Origin of the sequence: Enterococcus sp. DIV1208 (assembly GCF_050530455.1) — a bacterium.
Lineage (GTDB): Bacteria > Bacillota > Bacilli > Lactobacillales > Enterococcaceae > Enterococcus_B > Enterococcus_B hirae.
The window spans coordinates 641,465-665,928 of sequence record NZ_CP172887.1; the positions used below are offsets into that span (position 1 = coordinate 641,465).

27 protein-coding genes are annotated in these 24,464 nt (G+C 37.2%); 15 read left to right on the plus strand and 12 right to left on the minus strand.

The genetic code is table 11. From position 1 onward, the window contains the following. Positions 1-14 precede the first annotated feature (14 nt). A complete protein-coding gene (locus IGK91_RS02955) occupies positions 15-530 on the minus strand; it encodes an LURP-one-related/scramblase family protein (RefSeq protein WP_010719869.1) in 516 nt (171 codons plus the stop codon). 23 nt (positions 531-553) lie between these two features. Further along, entirely contained in the window at positions 554-1,423 is an 870-nt protein-coding gene (locus tag IGK91_RS02960) for a Cof-type HAD-IIB family hydrolase (RefSeq protein ID WP_010719868.1), read from the minus strand. Positions 1,424-1,547: 124 nt separating this feature from the next. On the opposite strand from IGK91_RS02960, the gene IGK91_RS02965 reads away from it, so the two are divergent. The 4 genes from IGK91_RS02965 to IGK91_RS02980 all read left to right on the plus strand — a co-directional run bounded on the left by IGK91_RS02965 (position 1,548) and on the right by IGK91_RS02980 (position 4,610). Continuing rightward, entirely contained in the window at positions 1,548-2,228 is a 681-nt protein-coding gene (locus IGK91_RS02965; protein WP_010719867.1) for a uracil-DNA glycosylase, read from the plus strand. A gap of 152 nt (positions 2,229-2,380) precedes the next feature. Next, positions 2,381-3,361, plus strand: coding sequence for a phosphate acetyltransferase (gene pta, locus IGK91_RS02970; protein WP_010719866.1), 981 nt, complete (start codon positions 2,381-2,383; stop codon positions 3,359-3,361). Positions 3,362-3,619: 258 nt separating this feature from the next. Further along, positions 3,620-4,093 carry a tRNA (adenosine(37)-N6)-threonylcarbamoyltransferase complex ATPase subunit type 1 TsaE gene (gene tsaE, locus IGK91_RS02975; RefSeq protein ID WP_010738304.1) on the plus strand — a complete coding sequence of 158 codons (474 nt, stop codon included), beginning with the start codon at positions 3,620-3,622 and terminating at the stop codon, positions 4,091-4,093. Continuing rightward, entirely contained in the window at positions 4,086-4,610 is a 525-nt protein-coding gene (locus IGK91_RS02980) for a GNAT family N-acetyltransferase (protein WP_010738303.1), read from the plus strand. Before tsaE ends, IGK91_RS02980 begins: the two co-directional genes overlap by 8 nt. A 97-nt stretch (positions 4,611-4,707) precedes the next feature. Here the strand turns inward: IGK91_RS02980 and IGK91_RS02985 are convergent, their stop codons facing one another. The 3 genes from IGK91_RS02985 to IGK91_RS02995 all read right to left on the minus strand — a co-directional run bounded on the left by IGK91_RS02985 (position 4,708) and on the right by IGK91_RS02995 (position 7,467). Beyond that, complete coding sequence (locus IGK91_RS02985; protein WP_081123020.1) at positions 4,708-5,793, minus strand: hypothetical protein; 1,086 nt, start codon at positions 5,791-5,793, stop codon at positions 4,708-4,710. Between the two features lie 196 nt (positions 5,794-5,989). Then, positions 5,990-6,523, minus strand: a complete 534-nt coding sequence (locus tag IGK91_RS02990; RefSeq protein WP_010719861.1) for a 3'-5' exonuclease — start codon at positions 6,521-6,523, stop codon at positions 5,990-5,992. 191 nt (positions 6,524-6,714) lie between these two features. Further along, positions 6,715-7,467: an exodeoxyribonuclease III gene (locus tag IGK91_RS02995; protein ID WP_010738301.1), complete on the minus strand. Its 753-nt coding sequence runs from the start codon at positions 7,465-7,467 to the stop codon at positions 6,715-6,717. A gap of 114 nt (positions 7,468-7,581) precedes the next feature. On the opposite strand from IGK91_RS02995, the gene IGK91_RS03000 reads away from it, so the two are divergent. The 4 genes from IGK91_RS03000 to IGK91_RS03015 all read left to right on the plus strand — a co-directional run bounded on the left by IGK91_RS03000 (position 7,582) and on the right by IGK91_RS03015 (position 10,773). Continuing rightward, on the plus strand, positions 7,582-8,502 hold the full coding sequence (locus IGK91_RS03000) for a Gfo/Idh/MocA family protein (RefSeq protein WP_010738300.1): 921 nt from the start codon (positions 7,582-7,584) through the stop codon (positions 8,500-8,502). Between the two features lie 71 nt (positions 8,503-8,573). Further along, on the plus strand, positions 8,574-9,494 hold the full coding sequence (gene murB / locus IGK91_RS03005) for a UDP-N-acetylmuramate dehydrogenase (protein WP_010719857.1): 921 nt from the start codon (positions 8,574-8,576) through the stop codon (positions 9,492-9,494). A gap of 107 nt (positions 9,495-9,601) precedes the next feature. Then, complete coding sequence (locus tag IGK91_RS03010; RefSeq protein ID WP_181934197.1) at positions 9,602-10,186, plus strand: GNAT family N-acetyltransferase; 585 nt, start codon at positions 9,602-9,604, stop codon at positions 10,184-10,186. Between the two features lie 281 nt (positions 10,187-10,467). Continuing rightward, positions 10,468-10,773, plus strand: a complete 306-nt coding sequence (locus IGK91_RS03015) for a bacteriocin immunity protein (RefSeq protein ID WP_010738298.1) — start codon at positions 10,468-10,470, stop codon at positions 10,771-10,773. Between the two features lie 220 nt (positions 10,774-10,993). Here IGK91_RS03015 and IGK91_RS03020 read toward each other — a convergent pair whose 3' ends face one another. Next, positions 10,994-11,833: a hypothetical protein gene (locus IGK91_RS03020; RefSeq protein WP_010719854.1), complete on the minus strand. Its 840-nt coding sequence runs from the start codon at positions 11,831-11,833 to the stop codon at positions 10,994-10,996. Between the two features lie 237 nt (positions 11,834-12,070). Here IGK91_RS03020 and IGK91_RS03025 point away from each other — a divergent pair, with 237 nt between their 5' ends. Together IGK91_RS03025 and IGK91_RS03030 are read left to right on the plus strand one after the other, a co-directional pair. Next, complete coding sequence (locus IGK91_RS03025; RefSeq protein WP_081115105.1) at positions 12,071-13,582, plus strand: flavocytochrome c; 1,512 nt, start codon at positions 12,071-12,073, stop codon at positions 13,580-13,582. Positions 13,583-13,792: 210 nt separating this feature from the next. After that, positions 13,793-14,326: an isoprenylcysteine carboxyl methyltransferase family protein gene (locus IGK91_RS03030; RefSeq protein ID WP_010738296.1), complete on the plus strand. Its 534-nt coding sequence runs from the start codon at positions 13,793-13,795 to the stop codon at positions 14,324-14,326. A gap of 102 nt (positions 14,327-14,428) precedes the next feature. On the opposite strand, the gene IGK91_RS03035 is transcribed toward IGK91_RS03030, so the two are convergent. The 6 genes from IGK91_RS03035 to IGK91_RS03060 form a co-directional block, all read right to left on the minus strand. Beyond that, positions 14,429-15,412 carry an NAD(P)H-quinone oxidoreductase gene (locus tag IGK91_RS03035; protein WP_081123025.1) on the minus strand — a complete coding sequence of 328 codons (984 nt, stop codon included), beginning with the start codon at positions 15,410-15,412 and terminating at the stop codon, positions 14,429-14,431. 3 nt (positions 15,413-15,415) lie between these two features. Beyond that, complete coding sequence (locus tag IGK91_RS03040; RefSeq protein WP_010719849.1) at positions 15,416-16,063, minus strand: SDR family oxidoreductase; 648 nt, start codon at positions 16,061-16,063, stop codon at positions 15,416-15,418. 519 nt (positions 16,064-16,582) lie between these two features. Then, entirely contained in the window at positions 16,583-17,215 is a 633-nt protein-coding gene (locus IGK91_RS03045; RefSeq protein WP_014834225.1) for an ECF transporter S component, read from the minus strand. A gap of 16 nt (positions 17,216-17,231) precedes the next feature. Further along, positions 17,232-17,783 carry a phosphopantothenoylcysteine decarboxylase gene (gene coaC / locus IGK91_RS03050; protein ID WP_010719847.1) on the minus strand — a complete coding sequence of 184 codons (552 nt, stop codon included), beginning with the start codon at positions 17,781-17,783 and terminating at the stop codon, positions 17,232-17,234. A gap of 85 nt (positions 17,784-17,868) precedes the next feature. Beyond that, positions 17,869-18,615, minus strand: coding sequence for a phosphopantothenate--cysteine ligase (locus IGK91_RS03055; RefSeq protein ID WP_081123028.1), 747 nt, complete (start codon positions 18,613-18,615; stop codon positions 17,869-17,871). Next, positions 18,612-19,601 carry an acryloyl-CoA reductase gene (locus IGK91_RS03060; protein WP_010738292.1) on the minus strand — a complete coding sequence of 330 codons (990 nt, stop codon included), beginning with the start codon at positions 19,599-19,601 and terminating at the stop codon, positions 18,612-18,614. Before IGK91_RS03060 ends, IGK91_RS03055 begins: the two co-directional genes overlap by 4 nt. Positions 19,602-19,841: 240 nt before the next feature. Here IGK91_RS03060 and IGK91_RS03065 point away from each other — a divergent pair, with 240 nt between their 5' ends. From IGK91_RS03065 to IGK91_RS03085, 5 genes are read left to right on the plus strand one after another with little or no spacing between them, the layout of a single operon-like run. After that, positions 19,842-20,384, plus strand: coding sequence for a helix-turn-helix domain-containing protein (locus IGK91_RS03065; protein ID WP_010719844.1), 543 nt, complete (start codon positions 19,842-19,844; stop codon positions 20,382-20,384). Between the two features lie 17 nt (positions 20,385-20,401). Continuing rightward, complete coding sequence (locus IGK91_RS03070; protein ID WP_010719843.1) at positions 20,402-21,487, plus strand: ABC transporter ATP-binding protein; 1,086 nt, start codon at positions 20,402-20,404, stop codon at positions 21,485-21,487. Positions 21,488-21,500: 13 nt separating this feature from the next. After that, a complete protein-coding gene (locus IGK91_RS03075) occupies positions 21,501-22,307 on the plus strand; it encodes an ABC transporter permease (RefSeq protein ID WP_010719842.1) in 807 nt (268 codons plus the stop codon). Beyond that, the gene (locus IGK91_RS03080; protein WP_010719841.1) at positions 22,307-23,134 is read left to right on the plus strand and encodes an ABC transporter permease; all 828 of its coding nucleotides are present in this window, start codon (positions 22,307-22,309) and stop codon (positions 23,132-23,134) included. The genes IGK91_RS03075 and IGK91_RS03080 overlap by 1 nt, the downstream gene beginning before the upstream one ends. Beyond that, positions 23,131-24,204 (plus strand): ABC transporter substrate-binding protein, encoded by a 1,074-nt coding sequence (locus IGK91_RS03085; protein WP_181934198.1) that lies wholly within the window; start codon positions 23,131-23,133, stop codon positions 24,202-24,204. The genes IGK91_RS03080 and IGK91_RS03085 overlap by 4 nt, the downstream gene beginning before the upstream one ends. The last annotated feature ends 260 nt before the right edge of the window (positions 24,205-24,464 follow it).

Genomic DNA, 24,464 nt, shown 5'->3' on the forward strand with positions numbered 1-24,464 from the left:
TAAGAAGGAGCAAGTTAATTTGTGTCTAATCGGTAAGAAAGAGGTGTATCTTTGTCATGGTTTTTACGATATAACCAGTAGTCTAATACAGCTGCGATACAGATACAGATAGGCGCATTTTCTTCCATTGGAATATCAAGTACATAATAATCTCCAGAAAAAAGCGTTGCTTTATCCATTTTCATGATTCGTTGATTAAAATGATGGATTTGATATTGATGGTTATAGATATCTCCTTGAACTGTCCAATGAAGACGACGTACATAGTAAAAATCCCCGGGCCAGTTAAAGATTTTTTGCATCGTTCCTACTTTTTTAAAATCCTTATAAAGTTCAAAACGGGTTCCGAAAGTTAGACTCGTTTGTTTAATATGTGCCACAAGATTTCCGTTCATTGCATAAAGAGACAAAGCATCTCCTTTTGTTCCCCAACGACCAACCATTAAGAAGATGGATTTACCAGATTCATTTTTAACAACAGTCCTCGTGACACGACTGAGATGCTTTTCTTGAATGAAAAATTCTGACATCTTTCTCCCTCTTTTCTCGAAAATTATAGATTTTCGGAAATTGCCCGTAAGATTGCCTTGCCGACCCCAGACTCCAGGTTAGTATCAGTGACAAATTTTGCGTAATCTTTGACTTCGATTTCAGCATTTCCCATCGCAAAACTAACACCAGCCACTTGTAACATACTAACGTCATTAAAATTATCCCCAATCGCCATGACATCGTCTAATTCGATTCCTCGGTCATGTGCGACATGAGCCACAGCAATTCCTTTTTGGGCATTTTTGTGATTGACCTCGATATTGTTTTGACCAGACGAAGTAACAGCTAAGTCACCCAGTTCACTGATTTCTTTTCCAACTGGACCCAATACTCGCGGACCTTCCGTATGGAAACAAATCACTTTTAATACCTCTAATGTTTCGTCTTGGAGCAAGTCACGAATACTATCAACATAATTGATATGCAAAAGTTCAAGGTTGGCTGAAGCCATCGCAATCGCCATTTTATATGTTAAATGGGGGAGATGACTACCGATCATTGAGGCAAAGCTTTCAATTCTTTTGGCTTGGCTTTCAGAATAAAGCCCTCGATTGGTCGATACTTCATAATAAATCTCATTTTGATCAAGGATATCTAAGACAGTTGCAGTTTTTAGAGTCGGTATTGGAACAGTGAACAAGGAGTTTCCTGTTTTGTCGAAAACTTGCGCACCATTTAGCGTAATCATGGCACAATCAATGCCAACTTCATCTAAAGCCGCACGTGCTTCTTGATAATTGCGACCAGTCGCAACCATAAATTCAATCCCTGCATCATTGGCAAAGCGGATCGCTTCGGCATTTTCGGGTGATATACTCATATGGGCATCTAATAAAGTACCGTCCATATCTGATGCGATTAATTTGATCATAACTCTCATCGTTCCTTTCTTTCTCTTCTTCTTAGTTTACCATATCCAGATGACACTGCGCGCGAAGATTGCCCCTTGTTAAGAAAGAATTTGTGAGTTATCCTGATTGTTGGAGGTGGAACGATTGAAAGAAATCATTCATAACAGTTGGCAAACGATTTTAACAGATGAGTTTGAAAAAGAATACTACCAAAAGTTAAGAAACTTTTTAAAGAAAGAATATACGACTCAGAAAATTCATCCAGATATGTATCATATTTATGAAGCGTTGGAATTGACTCCTTACGAAAAAGTAAAGGTTGTGATTTTAGGTCAAGACCCTTACCATGGTGTCAATCAAGCACATGGCTTATCTTTTTCTGTGCAACCAGGGGTTAAAATTCCACCATCATTAAACAATATCTATAAAGAATTGCAAAGTGATTTAGGTATTTCGCCGGTCAAACATGGCAATTTAGTTTCTTGGGCTAAGCAAGGCGTTTTACTATTAAATACGGTACTAACGGTCCGAGAAGGTCAAGCTTACTCACATCGTGGCAAAGGTTGGGAAATATTGACGGATAAAATCATTGAAAAATTAAACGAACGAGAAAAACCAATCGTTTTTATTTTATGGGGGAAACCGGCTCAAGAAAAAATGAAAATGATTGATAAAAGTCGGCATATCATTTTAACATCTGCTCATCCTAGTCCATTATCAGCTCATCGAGGATTCCTAGGCTCTAAACCTTTTTCTAAGACCAATGATGCACTGATGGCATTAGGGGAAACACCGATCGATTGGCAATTACCTGAAACAGTGTAATAAGACAGCGTTTTCCTGTTATATGTCAGATTGTATGTTATGTGAAAGACTTCATTACTAATGGTTTTTTGACTGATACAGATAAAATAAACTGTTCTTTTTTTTAGGAATAGTGTATGATGGATACATAGAAAATATCTGGAGGTCATCTTGTGGAATTGTTTGATAGTTTGAGATTCAAAATTGTACGTCGCAGCATTAAAATCGTTTTTCCTGAAGCAACTGATGCAAGAATTTTAGGTGCAGCAGCTCGTTTGAAAGCGGAAGAATTAGTGGAACCTATTTTGATTGGTAGCGAAGAAGAAATCACAGCTGCTGCTCATGCTCGTGGAATTAAAACTTCAAGTTTTACGATCATTGATCCAAATCGTTATGATAAATGGGATGAAATGGTTGAAGCTTTTGTGGAACGTCGTAATGGAAAGGCATCCAAGGAACAAGCAGAAAGCATCTTAAAAGATGTCAATTACTTTGGTACGATGTTGACATATATGGGAATTGCTGACGGGATGGTTTCTGGTGCGATTCACTCAACTGGAGATACTGTTCGTCCAGCGTTACAAATCATCAAAACAAAACCAGGCGTCAGCCGAACAAGTGGTGCGATGATCATGGTACGTGGACGTGACCAAGAAAAATATGTCTTTTCAGATTGTGCTATCAATGTCAATCCCAATGCCCAAGAATTAGCAGAAATCGCTGTAGAATCGGCAAAGACTGCTGAATTATTCGATATTGATCCTAAAGTAGCATTAATGAGTTTTTCAACTAAAGGATCTGCGAAAGCACCAGAAGTGGATAAAGTGGTCGAAGCAACTAAAATTGCTAAAAAATTAGCGCCTCAATATGTAATTGATGGCGAATTACAATTTGATGCTTCTTATGTTCCTTCAGTGGCTCAACTAAAAGCACCTGATTCTGATGTAGCTGGACAAGCAACTGTCTTTGTTTTCCCAGAATTGCAATCTGGAAACATTGGTTACAAAATTGCTCAACGTTTTGGTAACTTTGAAGCGATCGGACCGATCTTACAAGGATTGAATAAACCAGTTTCTGATTTATCTCGTGGAGCAAACGAAGAAGATGTGTATAAATTAGCGATCATTACTGCAGCCCAAACATTATTAGATTAAGATCTAAGACTCAATGAATAAGAGTTCGTGAAAGAAGCGATCGGCTCCGAGCGTATAAGCGCTGATTTTTTTGAAACATTTTTCATGTTTTGAAAAATTTAGACTTATTGCAAGGAGCTGATGATTGAAAAACATTTATTCATTTTGACACATATGAAAAAGCTCGGGACGACCTTTGTCCCAAGCTTTTTTTTGCTTTAAAAAATTTTCCATCCACGATATACTGTCACAAAAGGCTAGATGAAGGAGTAAGTTAGAATGATTGAATTAAGTGGTTTAGATAAGACAGAAGAATTGGCAAAAGTCATCGGTGAAGTGGCACTGCCTGGGGATAATTTAGTATTAACTGGTGACTTAGGAGCCGGAAAAACAACGCTGACCAAAGGGATTGCTCGCGGATTAGGAATCGAACAAATGATCAAGAGCCCCACTTATACAATTATTCGGGAATATGATCAAGGTAGATTGCCACTTTATCATATGGATATTTATCGTGTAGCAGCTAGTGGTGCGGATCTTGGTTTAGATGAGTATTTTGAAGGAGAGGGTCTATCTGTCATTGAATGGGGGAATCTTTTAGAAGAAGCCTTACCAGAAGACTATTTGGAACTGATTTTAGAAAAAAGTGATACAGATTTAGAATATAGATATGTGAAATTGCAAGCATATGGGGAGCAAAGTGAAGCTTTCAAACAACGGATCGTGGAACAATGGAGACAAAACAATGAGTGAAGAGATCTCATTGACCATTCGAGAAGCTCAGCCAAATGATGCCAGTGAACTATTAGCAATGATGCAACAAGTAGAGGAAGAGACTGACTTTTTGGTTATGGATGAACAAGGAATGGAGCTAACACATGAAGCCTTAGCTTTATCCATCGAATATCTACAAGACAGCAATAATAATCTTTTACTCTTAGCTTGTATGGGTCAAAAAATCATCGGGGTTGTTTCTGTTAAAGCAAGCGAACAATACCGCATCTCTCATGTGGGAGAAGTTGGGATCAGCATCTTAAAGGACTATTGGGGTTTGGGCTTAGGAACGATGTTGCTTGAAGAAGTATTGATTTGGGTGAAAGAAAATGGTGTACTTTTTAGACTAGAACTAGATGTGCAAACTCGAAATGAACGAGCGGTTCACTTGTATCAAAAAATGGGTTTTGAAATCGAAGCGCTTATGAAAAGAGGGGCCCGAACAGATGATGGGGACTTTTTGGATGTCTATAGGATGTCTTTATTGATTGACTGATCTTAGATTTAGGAGGAATAGTCAGTTCATTCCTCCTAAATCTAAAGAGTGCAACATAGATTTTCTGAATCATTTGTTTATTTGACCCGTTAGTACTTTATCGGACAGGGTTAGCATTTTTTATTTCTATTTTTCGAAAAACAGTAGATTTTTGGATGTGCTTTGAAGCTGTAATGCACTGTTGCTTTTTTTGATAGAAATATGATTTATTATTGATTTCTCCCGTAAAAATTTGGTTGATAAAGGGATCTTTGTTAAAGTCAACGGTATAGTCATAGTTGACTTTTCTTTGCTTTTTTGTTAAATACCATGAAAATAAATGATCAAAACAATTTGAGACGCCACTGAATTTTTTTATAGTAGCTAATAAAGATTTACGAGCAGTTATCGTAGGATTGGAATTAGTCTCAGGATTAGAACTAACATTTTTCCAAGTGATTTTTTCATAGTATGGATCCCTCAATTTAAATATATCGTATTGACAGTGAAATAATGCTGTTTTGATAGGTGCTTTTATTGCAAGGGTAGTATCATTAGCTACTTTTTGATAGCCAGTATATACATTAAGAGGAAGTAGTTTTTTAGATATAGAGTGATCAATGATTGTCTCTAATATTTCTCTTTTTTTGATAGTTGGTAATTCTGCTTTTGTGTACTTTTTAACTTGATTGTTTAAAAGTAGTTTTTCGCAAAGAGAGGATAAATTTTTTGGCGGAATCAAGACGTAGGAGACAGGAAGTCCATCAATAGGTCTCATTTTATCAACTATTACTGCTTTATAACCAGTAGGGGCTTTATAAATCAATAATCCAGAAGCGCGAAAGCCATCTATTACTCCCATGTTGAGATCGATCTTCGGTTTTTTTAAAAGATAGTGAATTGGGAGAAGCATGAAATCTGTAGGGTCATCATCCCTCATAGTTTGAAGGACATTTGATAGTTCTTCACCATGTCCAAATGTGTAAAATTGCTTACTTCGTTCAAGGGACTGGATGAACTTCTCTTTTTTTGTTGCTTCAATAAAAAAATTATCGTGATCTTGTTTCAATGTTTCAATATAAATCGAAAGTAATAAAGGATAATTGGTTTTATCATCACTTGATATCCAATTAACATTATCTTTCAAGCCTAAGGTAAGTGCCCAGATGTCACAGAGACGGTGTAACTCATTAACGTATGGCATATGATACTCCTTTCACTTTTATTGAGTATAGTGTCTCATATCTTACCGTTGTATCGAGGACATCTTTTCAAATAATCAGAAAAAATTGGTGAATGGTTGGAATGAAGGGGATAAAGGTTAGAAAAGGCGATCAAAAAATCCATGGTTACCTGTAAAAAGCAACCATAGATTTTTTGTCTACCTGTTTTTTAGTAGCTCATTTTAGGGTAACTAATTTTTTCAAAGGATCTGTTCCAAAGTGTTTTTCTTGATAAAGTAAAATCTCTGCACAGGCACGACTGTCTTCTAATGCATCATGGTGATTCGCTAAAGTGATATTTAAATTTTCACAGACAGTATTCAATCGATGATTTGGCATCTCTGGAAATAAACGACGACTGGTTTTTACCGTACATAAAGATAAATAATGAGGTTGGAGCAAATTGTAATAATCTAAACAACCAGCTAGAACTTTCGTATCAAAAGCTGCGTTATGAGCGACGACTAAGCGGTTTTTTTGGAAATAATGTTGAATCGTTTGCCAAACTTCAGGAAATTTGGGTGCGGTACGAACATCTTCTTGATGAATACCGTGAATTTGAACATTTCTCCAGAAAAAAGGTGTTTCTGGCTGGATGAGTGTGTAATATTCATCAACGATTTGGCTATTTTGGACCATAACCAATGCTAATGAACAAGCACTGTGGGATTGATGGTTGGCTGTTTCAAAGTCCATTGCAACAAAATTCATGTGCATAAAACCTCCTTAAAAAATAAACACTAACATAAAAAGTGAAGAAAAGAAAGTGATGGATATGTAAAAAAAATCAATCAAATGAAGAAAGGCCACGCTCAAAAAAGAAGCATCTTTGCTGGTCTTTCTTCATTCTCTTTAATAAAAATATTCAGCCCTGCCTAGGATGACGATGGCTAACAATGAGATTATTTCAAGTCTAGTTCTACGGGACAATGATCGCTTCCCATAATCGAGGTATGGATTTTTGCATCTATCAAGCGTGGCTTCAACTCGTCACTAGTTAAGAAATAGTCGATACGCCAACCTGCGTTGTTTTTTCTAGCATTGAAACGATAACTCCACCAAGAATAAATACCAGTTTGTTCAGGATAGAAATAGCGGAAGGTATCAATAAAGCCATTTGCTAACAAGTGTGAGAAGGCAGTTCGTTCTTCCATCGTAAAGCCAGCATTTTTTTGATTGGTTTTCCAATTTTTCAAATCAATTTCCTGGTGGGCAACGTTTAAGTCGCCACACACAATGACTGGTTTTTGTTTTTTTAGTTCTTCTAAGTAATGGTAAAAGGCTTCTTCCCATTGTAAACGGTAGTCCAAGCGTTTTAATTCATTTTGGGAATTAGGTGTATAACAAGTAACTAGAAAGAATTCAGGGTATTCAAGTGTGATCAAACGTCCTTCTTGATCATGTAAATCAATGCCCATTCCATAAGAGACATTTAGTGCGGGTTCTTTGGCAAAGATCGCTGTGCCTGAATAGCCTTTTCTTTCTGCATAATTCCAATATTGATGATAGCCAGGTAAGTCTAATTCGATTTGACCGGCTTGTAGTTTGGTTTCTTGAAGACAGAAAAAGTCGGCATCTAATTCATGAAAGACGTCTAAAAAATTTTTATTGACGATTGCACGTAGGCCATTCACATTCCAGGAGATAAATTTCAATTAAATACGCATCCTTTCTTTTGGATCTTAGATTAGCATTTGTGGTTCTATTGTACCTTATTTTACTAAAAAATAGTGTAAGATAAGAGTAATGAATGGATTGGAGGAACGAACATGCGAATTGGTGTGATTGGTGTGGGTAATATTGCAGAAAAAGCGTATTTACCTACTTATGCAAAAAATCAAGGAAAGATTGATTTCTACTTTGCGACTAGAAACAAAGAAACGAAAAAACGAATCCATGAAATGTATGGATTTGACCATCTATATGAATCAATTGATGAACTACTGTCTCAGGATATCAAGGCTTGTATGATTCATGCAGCCACAAAGGTACATTATGAATTAGCCAAAAAATGTCTTGAAAATCAGGTGCATGTGTATATCGATAAACCACTCAGTGTTGACCTTAATGAAATCAACGAATTACAAGAACTGGCAGATAAAAATCAAGTTGTCTTAATGGTTGGATTCAATCGACGTTTTGCTCCAATGGTCGAACGTTTGAAACAAGTCCCCGAGAAGCGGCTAATCCAGTTACAAAAAAATCGAATTGCAGCTCAGGAAACAACGGAATTTGTGATCTATGATTTGTTTTTACATCTTGTTGATACGGCGGTATATCTTTTGGACGAACCGATCTTGCGTACGAAATATCAGATCCGTGAAACAAAAGAATTTTTGGAATTTGCGGTTTTACAATTGGAAACAGCCCATCAAACAGCAATTTTAACAATGGATCTTTTAAGTGGAGCAAATAGCGAGAACTATCAGATCACTAGTAAAAGTGGTACTTATGAAGTGGCGGAATTAACGGATATGACGATCCAACGAGCATCTGGTATCGAAATAGAAAAATTTGGCGATTGGGAAAGTACGTTAGTCAAACGCGGTTTTGAGCCAATGGTTCAAACATTTTTCGCAGAGATTAGCAAAGAAAAACCTTCAATGGAAGGATTGAAGCAACAAGGAATCATGCAAAGTCATGCACTTTGTGAAGAAATGCTACGCAAACATACAAGACAACAAATGTGAGGGAAACTGGCAAGTTTGTTTTAAGCGTGATAGAATAATGGGGATGTTTGATATAGAAAGGAAAATCCTCAGTGAATAAAGAAGACTTAGTTAAAAATTTACCAGCACTCAATCTATTGTTTGATGAACCATTGATGAATTACACGTTTACCAAAACGGGCGGTCCAGCGGATGTTCTCGTTTTCCCAAAAACACAAAATGAAGTAAAAGAAGTAGTGGATTATTGCCGAACCCATGATGTACCTTGGATGGTTTTAGGTAATGCCAGTAATTTGATTGTTCAAGATGGTGGGATTCGTGGCATGGTGATCATGTTGACTGAGATGAAACAAATCCGAGTTTCTGGGACGATGGTCACAGCTGAAGCTGGAGCAAAATTGATCGATACGACCTATGCGGCGTTAGATACTTCTTTAACCGGGTTTGAGTTTGCTTGTGGCATTCCTGGAAGTATCGGAGGCGCTGTTTATATGAATGCAGGTGCCTATGGCGGTGAAATCAAAGACGTATTAGCAGAAGTGGATGTTTTATTAGCAGATGGTACGTTGAAAACTCTAACCAACGAAGAAATGGCGTTTTCTTATCGACATAGTAAAATCCAAGAAATGGATGCAGTCGTTTTAGAAGCACGTTTCCAATTAACTGCAGGAGAGCATGAAGTAATCAAAGGGCGGATGGACGAGCTGACTGAATTACGTCAATCGAAACAACCATTGGAATATCCTTCTTGTGGGAGTGTATTCAAACGTCCTGTGGGGCATTTTACTGGTCAATTGATCCAAGAAGCTGGATTACAAGGCTTAAAATGGGGTGGCGCTCAAATCTCTGAAAAACATGCTGGCTTTATTGTCAATATTGATCATGCGACCGCTACGGATTATACAGAATTGATCGCGCATATCCAAGAAGTGATCAAAGAAAAATTTGATGTGTCTTTGGAAACAGAAGTACGCATCATTGGCGAAGCAAAAACAGTGGATGCAAGCATGTAACCATTGCTAGTTGAATGAACTAGCCATCAATGACTACAGTGAGATGTTCAAACTTTTGTGATAAAACAGATAGAAAGAGCTATTCTGTTTAGAAAGGAAGTTAGCTCATGCTAGATAAACATGTTCCTTATGCCGAGATTTGGATGACTCGTCCATTAAGTGACAGTCTCCCTACGCAATCTTTAGCGACTGGGTATCATTTTGAGTACTACCGTCTAGGCGATGAAACCGAATGGGCAAGAATCGAACAATCAGTCGGAGAGTTCGCAACAGAAACAGAAGCACTTGCTTACTTTCAGAGAACTTTTTTACCTTATCAAGAAGAACTTCAGCAACGAATGCTTTTCGTTGTAACTGATACAGGTGAAAAAATCGCGACTTGTACCGCTTGGTTCAAAAAACGGAGGGATGGAAGCTATCCGCTTTTTCATTGGCTGGCAGTAGATCCGAGACATCAAGGAAAAGGGATTGCCAAAGCATTAACGATCGAAGTATTGCGTATTTTCCAAAAGCTGGTATCTCATGGACCAGTGTATCTGCATACGCAAACTTGGAGTCATCCTGCCATTCAACTATACCAAAAGCTAGGGTTTACGATTATCGCTGAGAATTTTGATGGACGTCCGAATAGCGAGTATCCCTTAGCAATGGACACTTTGGAAAAATTGAATATAAATGCTAAAAAAGACTAACATTCTTTTTGTGGAATAACCGTGATAATGGAAAGTAGAATCAGCTATTTTCTGTGATCATGGTTATTTCGGCTTTCTTTTTTCCGACCTACTGGTTTCATTTCAAATAGGTTTAGGCTGAAATGTAAGAATGTATATATAACTATAGGATACAATTATGAATGGAAAACAGTTATTTAGGAAATGAATGACCTGAAGAGGTAAATCTAGACTATAATACATTTAATATTTATTAAAGCTTTGAGAAAGATGAGCCAAATGATATTAAAGGGAGCGATATCATGAAGAAAACAGAAGAAATCAATCAAATTATAGTGGAATTATACGACTTGATTCTTAATAAAGAAGTCAAAGAAAGGGAAAGAGTATCATTAATCGAGGCTAAAAACAAACTAGAAAAACAAGAATATTTTCCAAGAGTAATGAAAGATCTGGAATATCAACTACGCCCTTTAGCGATCAAGAGTCAATTGACACCACCAGTCGCAGCTTTTTATTTAAAAATTTCTACGATAGGGCGATTTGAACAAGAATTAGGTCGAGGATTAGCTTCGACGCCTATCGCTTTTGGACCATTTTTTCAATAAATATCCCCTGAAGCGTGGAACCACTGCTAGCTGGTTTATCTGATCTCTTTAATAAGTGTAAGTAGTACAATTCCTGAACACACTTTATTTGTTTTTATACCCATCAAAAAAGCCTAGGACGTCCTTGCCCCAGGCTTTTAATAGTAGACAATTTTTCTTATACTAGTTTCTAAAGTTCTCGATAGAATCACATAAAGAATAATTGATAATAAAATTTTGTTTATTTCGAAGGTGCTTTTCTTCTTTCAGTTCGTGATTCTCTCTTTTTTCTGGGGATGAAGTTACGGATAAAAGTAAACTTCCGATAATCATTCTGACTATAAAGATATCCAAAGATACTAAACGTCAAGGCTCCAATAAAATTGACGAATAGGTCTTTCATCGTGTCAATAATCCCTATGTCAAGATAACCACCAGAAATCACATATTTTTCTGTATTTCCAGCTGAATCTTTATATTCCACGATGGTTTGCTCGATATTAGGGATCGAGTGGACAGTATTGCCATCTTTACTTAACTCCACACTATTGATTTGTTGGACAAGGCTATCTTTTTGCATGTCCAGTTGAAATATATGATCAGCTGAAAATTCAACAAATTCCCACATCACACCGACTGTCATTGAAAAACAAAATGAAACGATAGCTAACAATAATGGTGTTAGATTCATTGTTTTCGTGTTTTTGTTCAGTAAGTAGACAAGTGAAAAACCAACCCCACCAGCTAAAAAACCAGTTAAAGCATGTAAGATAGTATCCCACATTGAGAAATACCCGTAGAAGTCACTTAATTCTCCTAAAACAGTTGAACTAAAAATAAATGAAATAATAATGATTTCTAACATATTCGGGATTTCGATCTTTAACATTTTTTCTAGAAGATAAGGAATTTCAAATAAAACTAGAGTTAGCAATAAGAGAAAAGTATTCCCCATATTTTGCTGAAAAATTTGATCGACTAACATTACTGTAACGATGACCCGTAGAAGAATATAAAACGCATGGGTAATTCTTCCAGCGGTTTTGGTACCATTCATAAAAAACATTTTCAGATAGTTCATAAAATAACTCCTTTACCTATAGTAAAGATTATACTAGGGTAAAAGCGCAAACCAAAATTATTTGTACCAAAACGCCTAAATGAATAAGAAAACAGCCAACAAAAAATAGCAAAAATAGTTATCTAGAGATGCTAGATGAAAAAGTCATTGTTTATTGATAAAAAGAATAAAAAAATAGTTGGAATTGTGATTTTTTTCACTTAAAATAAAGGAGTACTAAAATTTAGGAGGAAAAGAATGAAAAAAGTGCTAAAAAGTTTGGTGGTTATTACATCAGTTTTAACAATGGGAGCTTGTAGTGCAGATTCAAAAGAAAAAACGACGACAAGCACGAAATCATCTGAAAAAACAGAGGTATCTTCAGGTGCATCGGAACAAACGTATACCAACCCAGCTGAAATGAAAGACTCTTATGATATTATCATTGTTGGTGCAGGTGGAGCAGGGATGACAGCTGCGATTGAAGCAAAAGATGCTGGATTGAACCCAGTCATCTTTGAAAAAATGCCAGTAGCAGGTGGGAATACCTTAAAATCTTCAAGTGGAATGAATGCATCAGCCACTAAATTCCAACAAGCTGACGGAATCAATGACTCCAATGAAGCGTTCTACGAAGAAACATTAAAAGGCGGAGGTGGCACCAATGATCAAGAATTACTACACTACTTCGTTGATCATTCAGCCGCTGCGATTGATTGGTTGGATCAAAATGGAATCAAATTGGATAATTTAACAATTACTGGGGGAATGAGTGAAAAAAGAACCCACCGACCTTCAGATGGCTCAGCTATCGGTGGTTACTTAGTTGACGGATTGTTAAAAAATGTACATGAACGTAAAATTCCTATTTTTGTTAATACAGATGTAACTGATATCAAAGAAAATAGTGGTAAAGTCAATGAGGTGACTGTACAAGTCCAAGGCGAAGAGCCAAAGGAAATCAAAGGGAACGCAATTGTAGTGACAACTGGCGGGTATGGTGCCAATCAAGAAGTGATTGAAAAATACCGTCCTGATTTAGCAGGCTATGTCACTACTAACCAAGTAGGCTCAACCGGTGATGGAATCACGATGATTGAAAAACTAGGTGGTCAAACGGTCGACATGGATAAAATCCAGATACATCCAACAGTCCAACAAGATGAAGGCGTCTTGATTGGTGAAGCTGTTCGAGGTGAGGGAGCTATTTTAGTCAACCAAGAAGGACAACGATTTGTGAATGAATTAGATACAAGAGACAAAGTTTCCGCAGCTATTACAGCTTTACCGGAAAAATCTGCTTATTTGATTTTTGATCAAGGAGTAAGAGATCGAGCAAAAGCAATTGATTTCTATGAGCAAAAGGGTTACGTGACTTCAGGAGATGATCTGGCAGAATTAGCTGAAAAAGTAAATGTGCCTGCAGACAATTTGGCTCAAACACTTGAATTTTGGAATAAAGCAGTCGATACTCAAAAGGATGACGCTTTTAATCGGACGACAGCGATGGATAATGGGCTGACAGAACCTAAATACTATGCGATCAAAATTGCCCCAGGTATCCACTACACAATGGGTGGTGTGAAAATCAATACGAAGACAGAAGTGTTGAATAAAGAAAATCAACCGATTACTGGGTTGTATGCTGCTGGTGAAGTAACTGGGGGGCTACACGGGAACAATCGGATTGGTGGTAATTCGGTTGCTGAAATTATTATCTTTGGACGACAAGCTGGACAACAGGCAGCAAAATTCGTCAGTGAAAATTAAGAACGTAAATATAAAGTAAATGGACGGTCAATTAGGAGAAAACTAGCATGTCAAAAGTTAGTTTTCTCCTATACTTTTATCAAACTGTGAAGAACATGCGATCATGGTTCTACTCCTTTACTTTGAATAAATGATTATTTGATAGAAAATAAGTGACTTTTGCAGGTCGTTCCAGATGATAATAAATAAAAATAGAAACGAGTGAAACGAATGAGTCAACAATTATATTCTTTCTTTTTGATAATCGCATTCGTACGATTGTATGTATTAAAAATTTCAAGTAAGCATGCGAACCAATTATTACATGAAGGAGCGATTGAGTATGGAAAAACAACTACAAAATGGTTAGCTATCTTACATACGCTGTTTTATTTTTCTGCTTTCTTTGAGGGAAGCATTCAAAAAACACAAATTAATTGGGTCAGCTGGATTGGATTTTGTCTCATCCTATTTTCGTTTATCATGCTCTTTTGGGTCATGAAATTATTAGGAAAATATTGGTCAGTGAAATTGATCTTTGAACCAGATCATCAATTGATTGAACATTGGTTGTTCCAACGGGTCAAGCACCCCAATTATTTTTTAAATATTTTACCTGAATTGATTGGAGTCGTGCTTCTTTTTCATGCTTATGTGACACTCATTATTTTTATTCTTCCTTATAGTCTCTGTCTCTATCTACGAATAAAAAAGGAAAATCAATTAGTTGCATCTATTAAACAGAAAGAAATAAAGCAGTCATAATAAACTAGCTAAATAAAAAAAGCCGTAGAATCCAAAAATAGTTGCTCCTATTTTTGAAATTCTACGGCTTTTTTTTGATTGCTATTTGCATTTAAAAGTTGGTTATTCTGTTATCGTCAAAATAATCTTTCCGATATTCTTATTCGCTTCCATATATTCATGAGCTTCTTGGACTTGCGCCAATGTAAAGGTACGATCAATAATTGGTTTGACTCGTTGGTCAGCTAGATAAGGTCCAACTACTTGCATAAATTCTTGAGTCAATTGAGCTTTGTACTGATCACTTCGAGGAGTCAACAAAGTGCCGATCAATTGGATTCGTTTGGTGATCAAGGTAGCTAAATCAATCTCTGGTACAATTGTTCCACCTAACATTCCGATCAATACCCAACGTCCATCAATAGCAATAGAAGCTAAATTTTTCTCCCAATAAGAAGCTCCGATGAAATCTAAGATCACGTCAACACCTTTTCCATTGGTAATTCTTGCTACTTCGGTTGAAAAATCCTGTGTTTTGTAATTGATCTGTTCATCTGCACCAAGTTTTTGACAAAAAGCTAGTTTTTCTGATGAACCAGCAGTGACGATGACGGTTGCCTTAGTAAGTTGTTTTGCTAGTTGGATGGCTGCCGTTCCCACACCGCTCGCTCCAGCGTGGATCAAAACAGTTTCACCTTCTTGTAAATTTCCTAGCCAATAGAGTGTTTGGTAAGCTGTTAGAAAAACTTCTGCAATACCAGCCGCTGCAACATTATCCAATGTATCGGGCAGTAGAATTGCACGGTCAGCTGGCATCACTGCGTACTCGGCATAACCGCCTAAATTGACTAACCCACATACCCTTGTATCTGGTACAAAATCTGGGTTATCACTTCGGTTTTCAACCACTTCTCCAGCTACTTCTACGCCAAGAATTGGGTAAGGAGTCTGTTGATTCGTTGTTTCTCGACGCATGATGTCCGTTCGATTGATTGCCGCTGTGTGGACTTTTATGAGTAATTGTCCTTTTTCCGCTATTGGTTTTGGTGCATCGATCTCTTGTAGTACTTCGGCAGAACCGGGATGTTTGATCGTGATGGCTCGCATTTCTTATTCCTCCTCGACTATTTGCTGCAACGCAGTTGAAATTTCCTGCGTTCCTTCAGATAGTACTAGCGTTGTTTTAGTTATAGTTGGTTGTTCCACTAAAGCTGTCAAAACAGCAGCTACTGTTTGACGAGAGACGGTTTTAGCAGTGGCTTCGGTTGGTTTTGCCAGTTGGACTGTAGTAACTTCTTCATTTGTCAATGACACTGGCTGGATGATTACATAATCTAAAGTTGTTTGTTGTTTCAGCCACTCATCAGCATAATGTTTCGTAATGTAGTAATCAATCATAGAATCTGGCCATTTGCTGCGATCCTCGGCAAAAACAGCACTAATCATAAAGTAGCGAGAAACATGTGCTGATTCGGCCGCTATCATTGTCTTGATCGCACCGTCTAAGTCGATCTGCAATAAGTTTTTCCCTTGCGAACCCGCAACAAAAATAACGAGATCACAACCTTTAAAAGCATCTGCCATTTCTTCAATTGTCCAAGTAAGATCGAAAGAAACATAAGTGACATTATCTTTTTTTACTAAAGATTGAGTTGCAACCTCACGTACACCTGCTGTCACTTGATGTCTAGTAGTTGCAAGGTCTTTGATTAAATGCCGACCAATTTGGCCATTAGCACCTACAACAAAAATTTTCATTTTAATCATCCTTTCTTATAATAATCACTATCAATCATAACACTAAACAAAAAAATGCGAGAAGAAGGTCGTGAACAGAGCGTTCTGACCTGAGCACTCACCAAGTAGAAACTGCGACGAGTAATCGCAGGAGCAATAAGGAGGAAAATCTCGAAACAGCTTTTCATGTTTTGAGATTTTTCGACTTATTGCCGAAGGGTCAGCTCTGAAAACGCCGTGGATAAGGTTGTGAACAGCATTGAGGACTTAGAAGACAATAAGAAAGAATTTTTTAAAATAGCTTCACATATTTTGAAAAATTCAGGCTTATTGCCGAAGATCAGCTCTGAGAACGCCGTGGATAGGATAATAAACAGCATGGGGAACTTAGATGGGACAAATTCAGGCTTGCTCCAAGAAGTAGAAGCTTTCATACTGTTGATGATTTTTAAGTAAAAAACATCCATCTACCAATTTCAACAAAAATTGGGATGGATGTTTTGATTCAAAGAAGATCATGTTCGCTATCAGCTAATTGTCTTATTTAGGTTGGGGTGTCGCATGCATCAAACGAAGCAAGACACTACCAACAGCGACTGTAGCAATTCCAGCGATGATTCCTTCTGGAACACCACTCGTAAAGATAACAGCTAAAATAGCAGTATATAACGCATGGATACTTTTTCCGACCACTTGAGCATAATCTTGTTGGAATAAGAAATAGATCATATTCATCACTAGGATCGTATTCACGAAAGAACCAGCTAAGCCTGCTAAAAACAAAGAAACTCCTTGGAATTTATTTTTACTTAACTTTAGTATTCCTTTATAGACAAAATAGGGAACAACACCAATCAATATCCGTGGAATAAAAGCAATCAACAATGCTTTCAAACTTCCATGATCTGTACCAATCACTGGAATGAATGGAGAGAAGACGAATGACAAAGGTGTTTGAATGACCGTACTACGGATCATACTAATCAAGCCGAATGTTCCTCCTAGAAAGCCACCTAAACGTGGGCCTAAAACGATTGATGCAATGATCACTGGGATGTGCATGGTCGTAGCGTTGATTGGACCAATAGGAATAAACCCAAGCGGTGTGACCGCTAATAAAATCATGATTGCTAAAAACATAGCAGTCAAAGCAAAAGTACGTGTGTTTTTCATAATGACTCCTTTTATATTAAGCGTTTCTTTCATTAATCAATTGTACCGTTTGATCAATGATTATTTGGGTATCAGCTAAAGCACCTTTGCCAAAATCACCACAAGCCAACAACGACTCTCTTGGCTCGATTTCTTGATAGCCGATTGATTTTAACGTATTTAAATTCCTTTGATTGAGCGGATGTTGATACATATTTGTATTCATTGCAGGAGCAATCAACTTCGGAGTATCTGCAGGGAGTGCCATTGCAACTGTTGAGAGCAGATCATCTGCTAATCCATTTGCTAATTTACCGATAATATTAGCCGTAGCAGGAGCAATCAAGAACAAGTCTGCTTGTTTTGCCAGTTCGATGTGATTAATCACTGAAGGTTCTTTTTCTTGCATGACATCGGTATGGACGGCACGTTTTGATAAAGATTGTAACGTAAGTGGCGTGATGAAGTGAGTGCTGCTTTCTGTCATGATCACGTCTACTTGGTAGCCAAGTTTCACGAGTTGATTGGTAATATCCGCACTTTTATAAGCAGAGATACTGCCAGTAACCCCCAATAGAATTTTTTTCATAATTGTTTACTCCTTTCATTCCCTGCTAAAATCAAGCTTAACTTTTGTGTTTTAAGAAATAAATCAGAGAATTCTTTTCAGCGTTTCATTGGTTAAAGGAAACTGGTTCTATTATAACCGATGCTAATAATTTAGCAATTTCTTCCTTGGACTGAGCTTCTTTGATTGTTCCGTCTGCCCCTAATAGATAGCCGTGATGGTTTGTTCCGTCGATTTGTGTCAGATCATTCGCAAGGATGTAGTCTACCTGATTCTTCATGATGCTTTTTTTGGCGACTGCTAAAAGTTCTGTTTTTGAAACATCGACTAATAACTTAAAGCCGATGATGGTTGCTTCTGGTTGCCATTTTCTTAGATAGCTGATGATCTTAGGCGTTTTTTTCAAGGCAATTAACAAGTGTTCTGTGTCAGAAGAGATTTTTTCAGCTTTATTAGGATTTATTTCATGGTCTCGGAACCATGAAGAAAGGTGTTCTGGCGTTAGCGGTGTTTGGTCAATGCTCTGTGCCAATTGTTCTTCAGATAGGCTAAAAGCAGGAGTGAAATCGCTCACTGCCATACTATGGATGATGGCATCATAAGAGTCACTTGTCAGTAATCTTTCCAAAGTTTCAAATAAATCTTGAGTGGACTCGATTAGATGAAAGCGAATATTGTCCTGTGACGTTGGCTTGACAGCACTGTTTGTCGTGACATAGTCGATCGTTACTGTTGAATCAGCTACCAATGTTTCAGCAATCTTTTTACCTAACTGCCCAGTCGAATGATTTTTGATTGAACGGACTTGATCAATTTTTTCGCTTGTGCCACCAGCCGTAATCAATATCTTCATTTCATTTCACCTACATTAACTAGTGTTCTTCCCTGATGTTGCCCAGCTAACAATCCTTGAATCACTTTGGGCAATTCCTCCAAGGCGATTTCTTTAACGAAAAGATCATCAGCAATAGCAAGATCAGCTAATTGTTGCCATAAGGAGAAACGTTTTTCATGCGGAACATTGACTGAATCGATACCGATCAACTGGATATTGCGCAAAATAAACGGTAATACAGTAGTGGTCAATTTGATTCCTCCAGCATTTCCACATAATGTCGCAGCACCATCATAGGCGATCAAAGGAAGGAGTTGGGTCAATAAGTCCCCACCAACCGTATCAATGACATAATCGATTTGTTGCTTTCCTAAAGGTTTTGTCTTTTCAGGAAGAAATTCATTTGGGGATAGGACTTCATTCGCTCCTAATTTTTTTAGCCATTCCACCGATTCTTTTTTGCGTGAAAGAGCGATGATCGAAGTAAAACCCAATTTTTTTAAAATTGCCACAGCGGTACTGCCTACTCCGCCAGATGCTCCGGTTACAACAATACGGTCACTCGTCTTCATCCCTTTTGTTATGAGGGCGTTCACACATAAAAGTGCAGTAAAGCCAGCAGTTCCTAATACCATTGCCTGACGAAGTGACAAGGTTTTCGGAAGTGGGATCAACCAATCACCAGAAACTTTCTGGTACTGGCTATAGCCTCCAGGTTGAGTGACGCCCAAGCCATAACCAGTTAGGAGAACAGAATCATCTGTTTTGAAACGTTCATCTCGACTTTCGACAACGGTTCCTGAAAGATCAATCCCAGGTGTCATAGGATAAGAGCGGATGACCCCACCAGATTCACTACTAGCTAGTGCATCTTTATAGTTAACATCAGAATAAGCAACTTTGACCAACACTTCGTTCGCTGATAAAAGAGGCATTTCCTGGTCAATGATCGAAGTATGAAAATGCGGAACATTATTTACTTGAAACGCTTTAAATTTATTCATGTAAAAACAGAACTCCTCTCAAAATTTTTCTTTTATCATACCATAAATCAATCTATTTTATGGTGATTCGCTGATGATTAGTGACTAAAAAAAGTGAAACTTATTCTTTCAAATAAAAAAGATGTTTTTCTTGAAATTTAAAATAAAAAGGGTTGTGTTTTTGATCAAAATTTGTATACTAGTACGAGTGATAGTAAACTTGATGTTTACTATTAGAAAACTTCATGGAGGAGGAATGAGATGGAAATAGGTGAGAAGTTAAGAAATTTACGTATCCAGAAAAATTTGACACAAGAAGAATTAGGTGAACGTACGGATTTATCAAAAGGCTATATCTCTCAATTAGAACGTGACTTGAGTTCGCCATCCATGGAAACATTTTTTTCGATTCTTGAAGTATTAGGTGTTTCCCCTGAAGAATTTTTCCATCAAGAAACAGTGAATCTACAAGTTGTTTATTCTAAAGAAGATCATACCGTTTATTTAGATGAAGAAAATGGTTATCAACTTGAATGGTTGGTCTCTGATTCGAATGAAAAAGAAATGGAACCTGTTTTACTGACATTCAATGAAGCAGGAGAGTATAAATTATTTGAACCTTCTTTATCAGAAACGTTTATTTTTGTGTTAGAGGGGGAATTAGAGTTAAGCTTAGGTGAAGAGCGATATATTGCCAAAGCAGGTCAATCGATCTATTACCAAGCAACAAAGCACCACCAATTGAAGAATCATCAATCAAAACGTACGAGGGCATTGATTGTCGCTACTGAATCGTACTTGTAATTTTAGGGGGTTAAAAAGTGGGAAAACCAATTATTTCATTTGATCAGGTGGTCAAACGCTATGATGATGAAACGATTTTGAAAAAAGTGAGTTTTGAGATCGAACAAGGGAAATTTTATACCTTATTAGGTCCTTCGGGTTGTGGAAAAACAACGATTTTACGAATTATTGCTGGTTTCACAGATGCTACTGAAGGCGAAATGTATTTTGAGGGAAAACGATTAAATGATGTGCCAGCTAATAAACGGCAAGTAAATACGGTTTTCCAAGATTACGCCTTATTTCCTCATATGAATGTATTCGACAATGTCGCTTTTGGATTGAAAATCAAAAAAATGAATAAAGTCGATATTGAGAAAAAAGTCAAAGATGCACTTCGCATGGTGCAACTTCCTGGGTACGAAAATCGAGAAATTAGCGAAATGTCTGGTGGACAAAGACAACGTGTGGCTATCGCGCGGGCTATCGTTAATGAACCTAAAGTATTATTGTTAGATGAACCTCTGTCTGCGCTGGATCTGAAGCTGCGAACGGATATGCAGTATGAATTAAGAGAGCTGCAACAACGTTTGGGAATTACATTTATTTTTGTGACACATGACCAAGAAGAAGCTTTAGCAATGAGCGATGAAATCTTTGTGATGAATAAGGGGAAAATCGTGCAGAGTGGAACACCTGTCGATATCTACGATGAACCGATCAATCATTTTGTGGCTGATTTTGTGGGTGAAAGCAATATCGTTGATGGTGTGATGATCGACGATAATCTTGTAGAGTTTGTTGGCAAACGATTTGAATGTGTTGATGGTGGAATGCGTCCCAATGAACCAGTTGAAGTCGTCTTGCGCCCTGAAGATTTAACAATTACTACCCCTGATAAGGGAAAACTGGTTGTGACTGTTGATACGCAACTGTTTCGTGGGGTCCACTATGAAATTGTCTGTTACGATGAGCAACAAAATGAATGGACGGTTCATTCAACGAAAAAAGCAAAAGAGGGTAGCAAAGTTGGTCTAGCCTTTGATCCAGAAGATATCCATGTCATGCGTTTTAATGAATCAGAAGAAGAATTTGATGCACGACTTGATAGTTATGAAGAGTAAGGAGGAATAGTCAATGAAAGCAATGCGTAGAATCTACTCTGTTCCTTATGTACTCTGGCTTGGTCTATTCGTGATCGCACCAGTTTTGATGATCATTTACCAATCTTTTTTTGATATGAATGGACACTTTACTTTAAATAATTATGCTACTTTTTTGACGTCTAGAACGAATCTTTTCATGGCGTTAAATTCTGTTTGGTATGCCTTTTTGATCACCTTTTTTACATTAATCATCAGCTATCCGACTGCTTATTTTTTAACTAAATTAAAACATAAACAGTTGTGGTTGATGCTGATCATCTTACCAACATGGGTGAATTTATTACTAAAAGCTTATGCGTTTATTGGTATTTTTAGTATCCATGGAAGTGTGAATCAATTTTTTGAATTTTTAGGGATTGCTCCAAGACAAATTTTGTTTACCGATTTTAGTTTTTTATTTGTGGCAACTTATATCGAGATTCCATTTATGATTATGCCGATATTCAATGCATTGGAAGAAATGAATCCGTCATTGATCAGTGCTAGCCGTGATCTAGGAGCTAATAATTTTGAAACATTTCGCCGAGTAGTATTCCCATTGTCATTGAATGGTGTAAAAAGTGGGATTCAAGCAGTGTTTATTCCTTCACTGTCATTGTTCATGTTGACACGACTGATTGGTGGAAATCGTGTGATCACTTTAGGAACAGCAATTGAACAACATTTTCTCGTGACTCAAAATTGGGGGATGGGTTCGACGATCGGAGTTATTTTGATTATTGCAATGTTTATAGTGATGTTGCTGACGGGTGAGAAGAAGAAGGGAGGCCGCGCATGATGAAAAAATTTAAGTGGTCTTACCTTTACCTCTTTATTGTTTTTCTACTATTATATTTGCCTATCTTTTATTTGATTTTCTACTCCTTTAATGACGGTGGTACCATGAACAACTTTACCGGTTTTACTTGGGACCATTATCAGGCAGTTTTTGAAGATACACGATTGATCATTATTGTATTGAACACTTTTATGTTAGCCTTTTTATCGGCACTGATCGCAACGATTATCGGAACGTTTGGGGCAATGGGGATTTACTATACTAAAAAACGTCAAGCAAGAACGACATTACTAAGTATGAATAATATTTTATTAGTTTCACCAGATGTAATTATTGGTGCCAGTTTCTTGATTTTCTTTACTTTTTTAGGCTTTGGATTAGGTTTCCAAAGTGTTTTGCTTTCTCATATTGCCTTTAGTATCCCAATCGTTGTATTGATGGTATTACCTAAATTACAAGAAATGAATGATTCGATGGTTGATGCCGCTAGAGATCTAGGTGCAAATAATTTTCAAGTCGTAAAAAATATTATTTTACCATTCTTATCTCCGGGCATCATTGCAGGCTACTTTATGGCATTTACTTATTCATTAGACGATTTTGCGGTGACCTTTTTCGTGACAGGTAATGGATTCACTACGTTGTCAGTAGAAATCTATTCTCGTGCTCGTCAAGGAATCAGTTTAGAAATCAATGCGTTAAGTGCATTAGTGTTCCTATTTTCGATGGTTTTAGTGATCGGTTATTATTTCATTAGTAAAGAAAATCGTTCAAAAAAACTGAGAAAAAATCGCCGAGGACGTGAGGAGGTCGCACGCTTACGATGAAAAAATTACAATCACTGTTTGTGGGTATCGTTGTGATCATCTTGATCTTGCTCTTTGGTGTACGGCAATTAGAACAAGCAAGTGGAATGAGTGGAGCAAAAATCGTTACGATCTATAATTGGGGCGATTACGTTGATCCTAGCTTGATCACAAAATTTGAAAAAGAATATGGGTATAAGGTCAATTATGAAACGTTTGATTCCAATGAAGCCATGTTTACTAAGATCCAACAAGGTGGCACAAATTATGATATAGCCATTCCTAGTGAATACATGATCCAAAAGATGATCAAAGAAAAATTAGTGCTTCCTTTAGACCATTCCAAGATCAAAGGATTAGCGAACATTGATGAGCGCTTTTTGGATTTAGACTTTGATCCCCAAAATACCTATTCGATTCCATACTTTTGGGGAACCTTGGGGATCGTATATAATGATAAAGTTTTCAATAAAGAGGAAATCCAGCACTGGAATGATCTTTGGAAACCGAAATTAAGAGATAGTTTGATGTTGATCGATGGTGCCAGAGAAGTGATGGGGCTATCGTTGAACAGTTTGGGCTATTCGTTGAACAGCAAAGAGATGGATCAATTGAATGCAGCTGCAGATAAACTGAACAAACTAACCCCTAATGTCAAAGCGATCGTAGCTGATGAAATCAAAATGTATATGATCAATGAAGAAGCATCCGTCGCAGTAACTTTTTCTGGAGAAGCAGCAGATATGATGTCTGAAAATGAACATCTTCATTATGTGATCCCTTCAGAAGGTTCGAATTTATGGTTTGATAATATTGTGATGCCGAAAACAGCCAAGAACAAAGAAGGTGCGTATGATTTCATCAACTTTATGTTGAAACCAGAAAATGCTGCCCAAAATGCTGAATACATTGGCTACTCAACACCTAACAAAAAAGCGAAAGCTCTTTTACCAAAAGAAATTTCCCAAGATGAACAATTCTATCCCTCTGATGAAACCATCTCTCATCTAGAAGTTTATGAAGACCTTGGACCTAAGTTTTTAGGAATCTATAACGACTTGTTCTTAGAGTTCAAGATGTACAGGAGATAATGGTAAAACTCAGTAAGAATGGGGATTTATCAACGTTCTAAAGAGCTAAAAATCGTCCTTTTTCTATCTGAGTTTTCCAATTTTCTACCAAAAGCGGCTGAAAAGCCGCTTTTTTTGTGTTATTTTATTTTTTCTACCACGTTTTTCTACCAGAGAAAAGTAGACAAAACCATTGTAAAATAGGGCCCGAGACGGGCTAGTAAATCTAAGATTAAAAAAGTTACAGAAGGATAAAGTAATTGGAAACTATGCAAATATAC

Coding starts and splice junctions, on each gene's coding strand:
- IGK91_RS03080 (WP_010719841.1), top strand. CDS start 22,307: ATGAAAAAATTTAAGTGGTCTTACCTTTACCTCTTTATTGTTTTTCTA.
- IGK91_RS03010 (WP_181934197.1), top strand. CDS start 9,602: ATGCTAGATAAACATGTTCCTTATGCCGAGATTTGGATGACTCGTCCA.
- IGK91_RS03055 (WP_081123028.1), bottom strand. CDS start 18,615: ATGAAGATATTGATTACGGCTGGTGGCACAAGCGAAAAAATTGATCAA.
- tsaE (WP_010738304.1), top strand. CDS start 3,620: ATGATTGAATTAAGTGGTTTAGATAAGACAGAAGAATTGGCAAAAGTC.
- IGK91_RS02990 (WP_010719861.1), bottom strand. CDS start 6,523: ATGAATTTTGTTGCAATGGACTTTGAAACAGCCAACCATCAATCCCAC.
- IGK91_RS03065 (WP_010719844.1), top strand. CDS start 19,842: ATGGAAATAGGTGAGAAGTTAAGAAATTTACGTATCCAGAAAAATTTG.
- IGK91_RS02960 (WP_010719868.1), bottom strand. CDS start 1,423: ATGATCAAATTAATCGCATCAGATATGGACGGTACTTTATTAGATGCC.
- IGK91_RS03020 (WP_010719854.1), bottom strand. CDS start 11,833: ATGAACTATCTGAAAATGTTTTTTATGAATGGTACCAAAACCGCTGGA.
- IGK91_RS03060 (WP_010738292.1), bottom strand. CDS start 19,601: ATGAATAAATTTAAAGCGTTTCAAGTAAATAATGTTCCGCATTTTCAT.
- IGK91_RS03000 (WP_010738300.1), top strand. CDS start 7,582: ATGCGAATTGGTGTGATTGGTGTGGGTAATATTGCAGAAAAAGCGTAT.
- IGK91_RS03075 (WP_010719842.1), top strand. CDS start 21,501: ATGAAAGCAATGCGTAGAATCTACTCTGTTCCTTATGTACTCTGGCTT.
- IGK91_RS03030 (WP_010738296.1), top strand. CDS start 13,793: ATGAGTCAACAATTATATTCTTTCTTTTTGATAATCGCATTCGTACGA.
- IGK91_RS03015 (WP_010738298.1), top strand. CDS start 10,468: ATGAAGAAAACAGAAGAAATCAATCAAATTATAGTGGAATTATACGAC.
- IGK91_RS03035 (WP_081123025.1), bottom strand. CDS start 15,412: ATGCGAGCCATCACGATCAAACATCCCGGTTCTGCCGAAGTACTACAA.
- IGK91_RS03085 (WP_181934198.1), top strand. CDS start 23,131: ATGAAAAAATTACAATCACTGTTTGTGGGTATCGTTGTGATCATCTTG.
- IGK91_RS03045 (WP_014834225.1), bottom strand. CDS start 17,215: ATGAAAAACACACGTACTTTTGCTTTGACTGCTATGTTTTTAGCAATC.
- IGK91_RS03025 (WP_081115105.1), top strand. CDS start 12,071: ATGAAAAAAGTGCTAAAAAGTTTGGTGGTTATTACATCAGTTTTAACA.
- IGK91_RS03040 (WP_010719849.1), bottom strand. CDS start 16,063: ATGAAAATTTTTGTTGTAGGTGCTAATGGCCAAATTGGTCGGCATTTA.
- IGK91_RS02955 (WP_010719869.1), bottom strand. CDS start 530: ATGTCAGAATTTTTCATTCAAGAAAAGCATCTCAGTCGTGTCACGAGG.
- IGK91_RS02985 (WP_081123020.1), bottom strand. CDS start 5,793: ATGCCATACGTTAATGAGTTACACCGTCTCTGTGACATCTGGGCACTT.
- IGK91_RS02980 (WP_010738303.1), top strand. CDS start 4,086: ATGAGTGAAGAGATCTCATTGACCATTCGAGAAGCTCAGCCAAATGAT.
- coaC (WP_010719847.1), bottom strand. CDS start 17,783: ATGAAAAAAATTCTATTGGGGGTTACTGGCAGTATCTCTGCTTATAAA.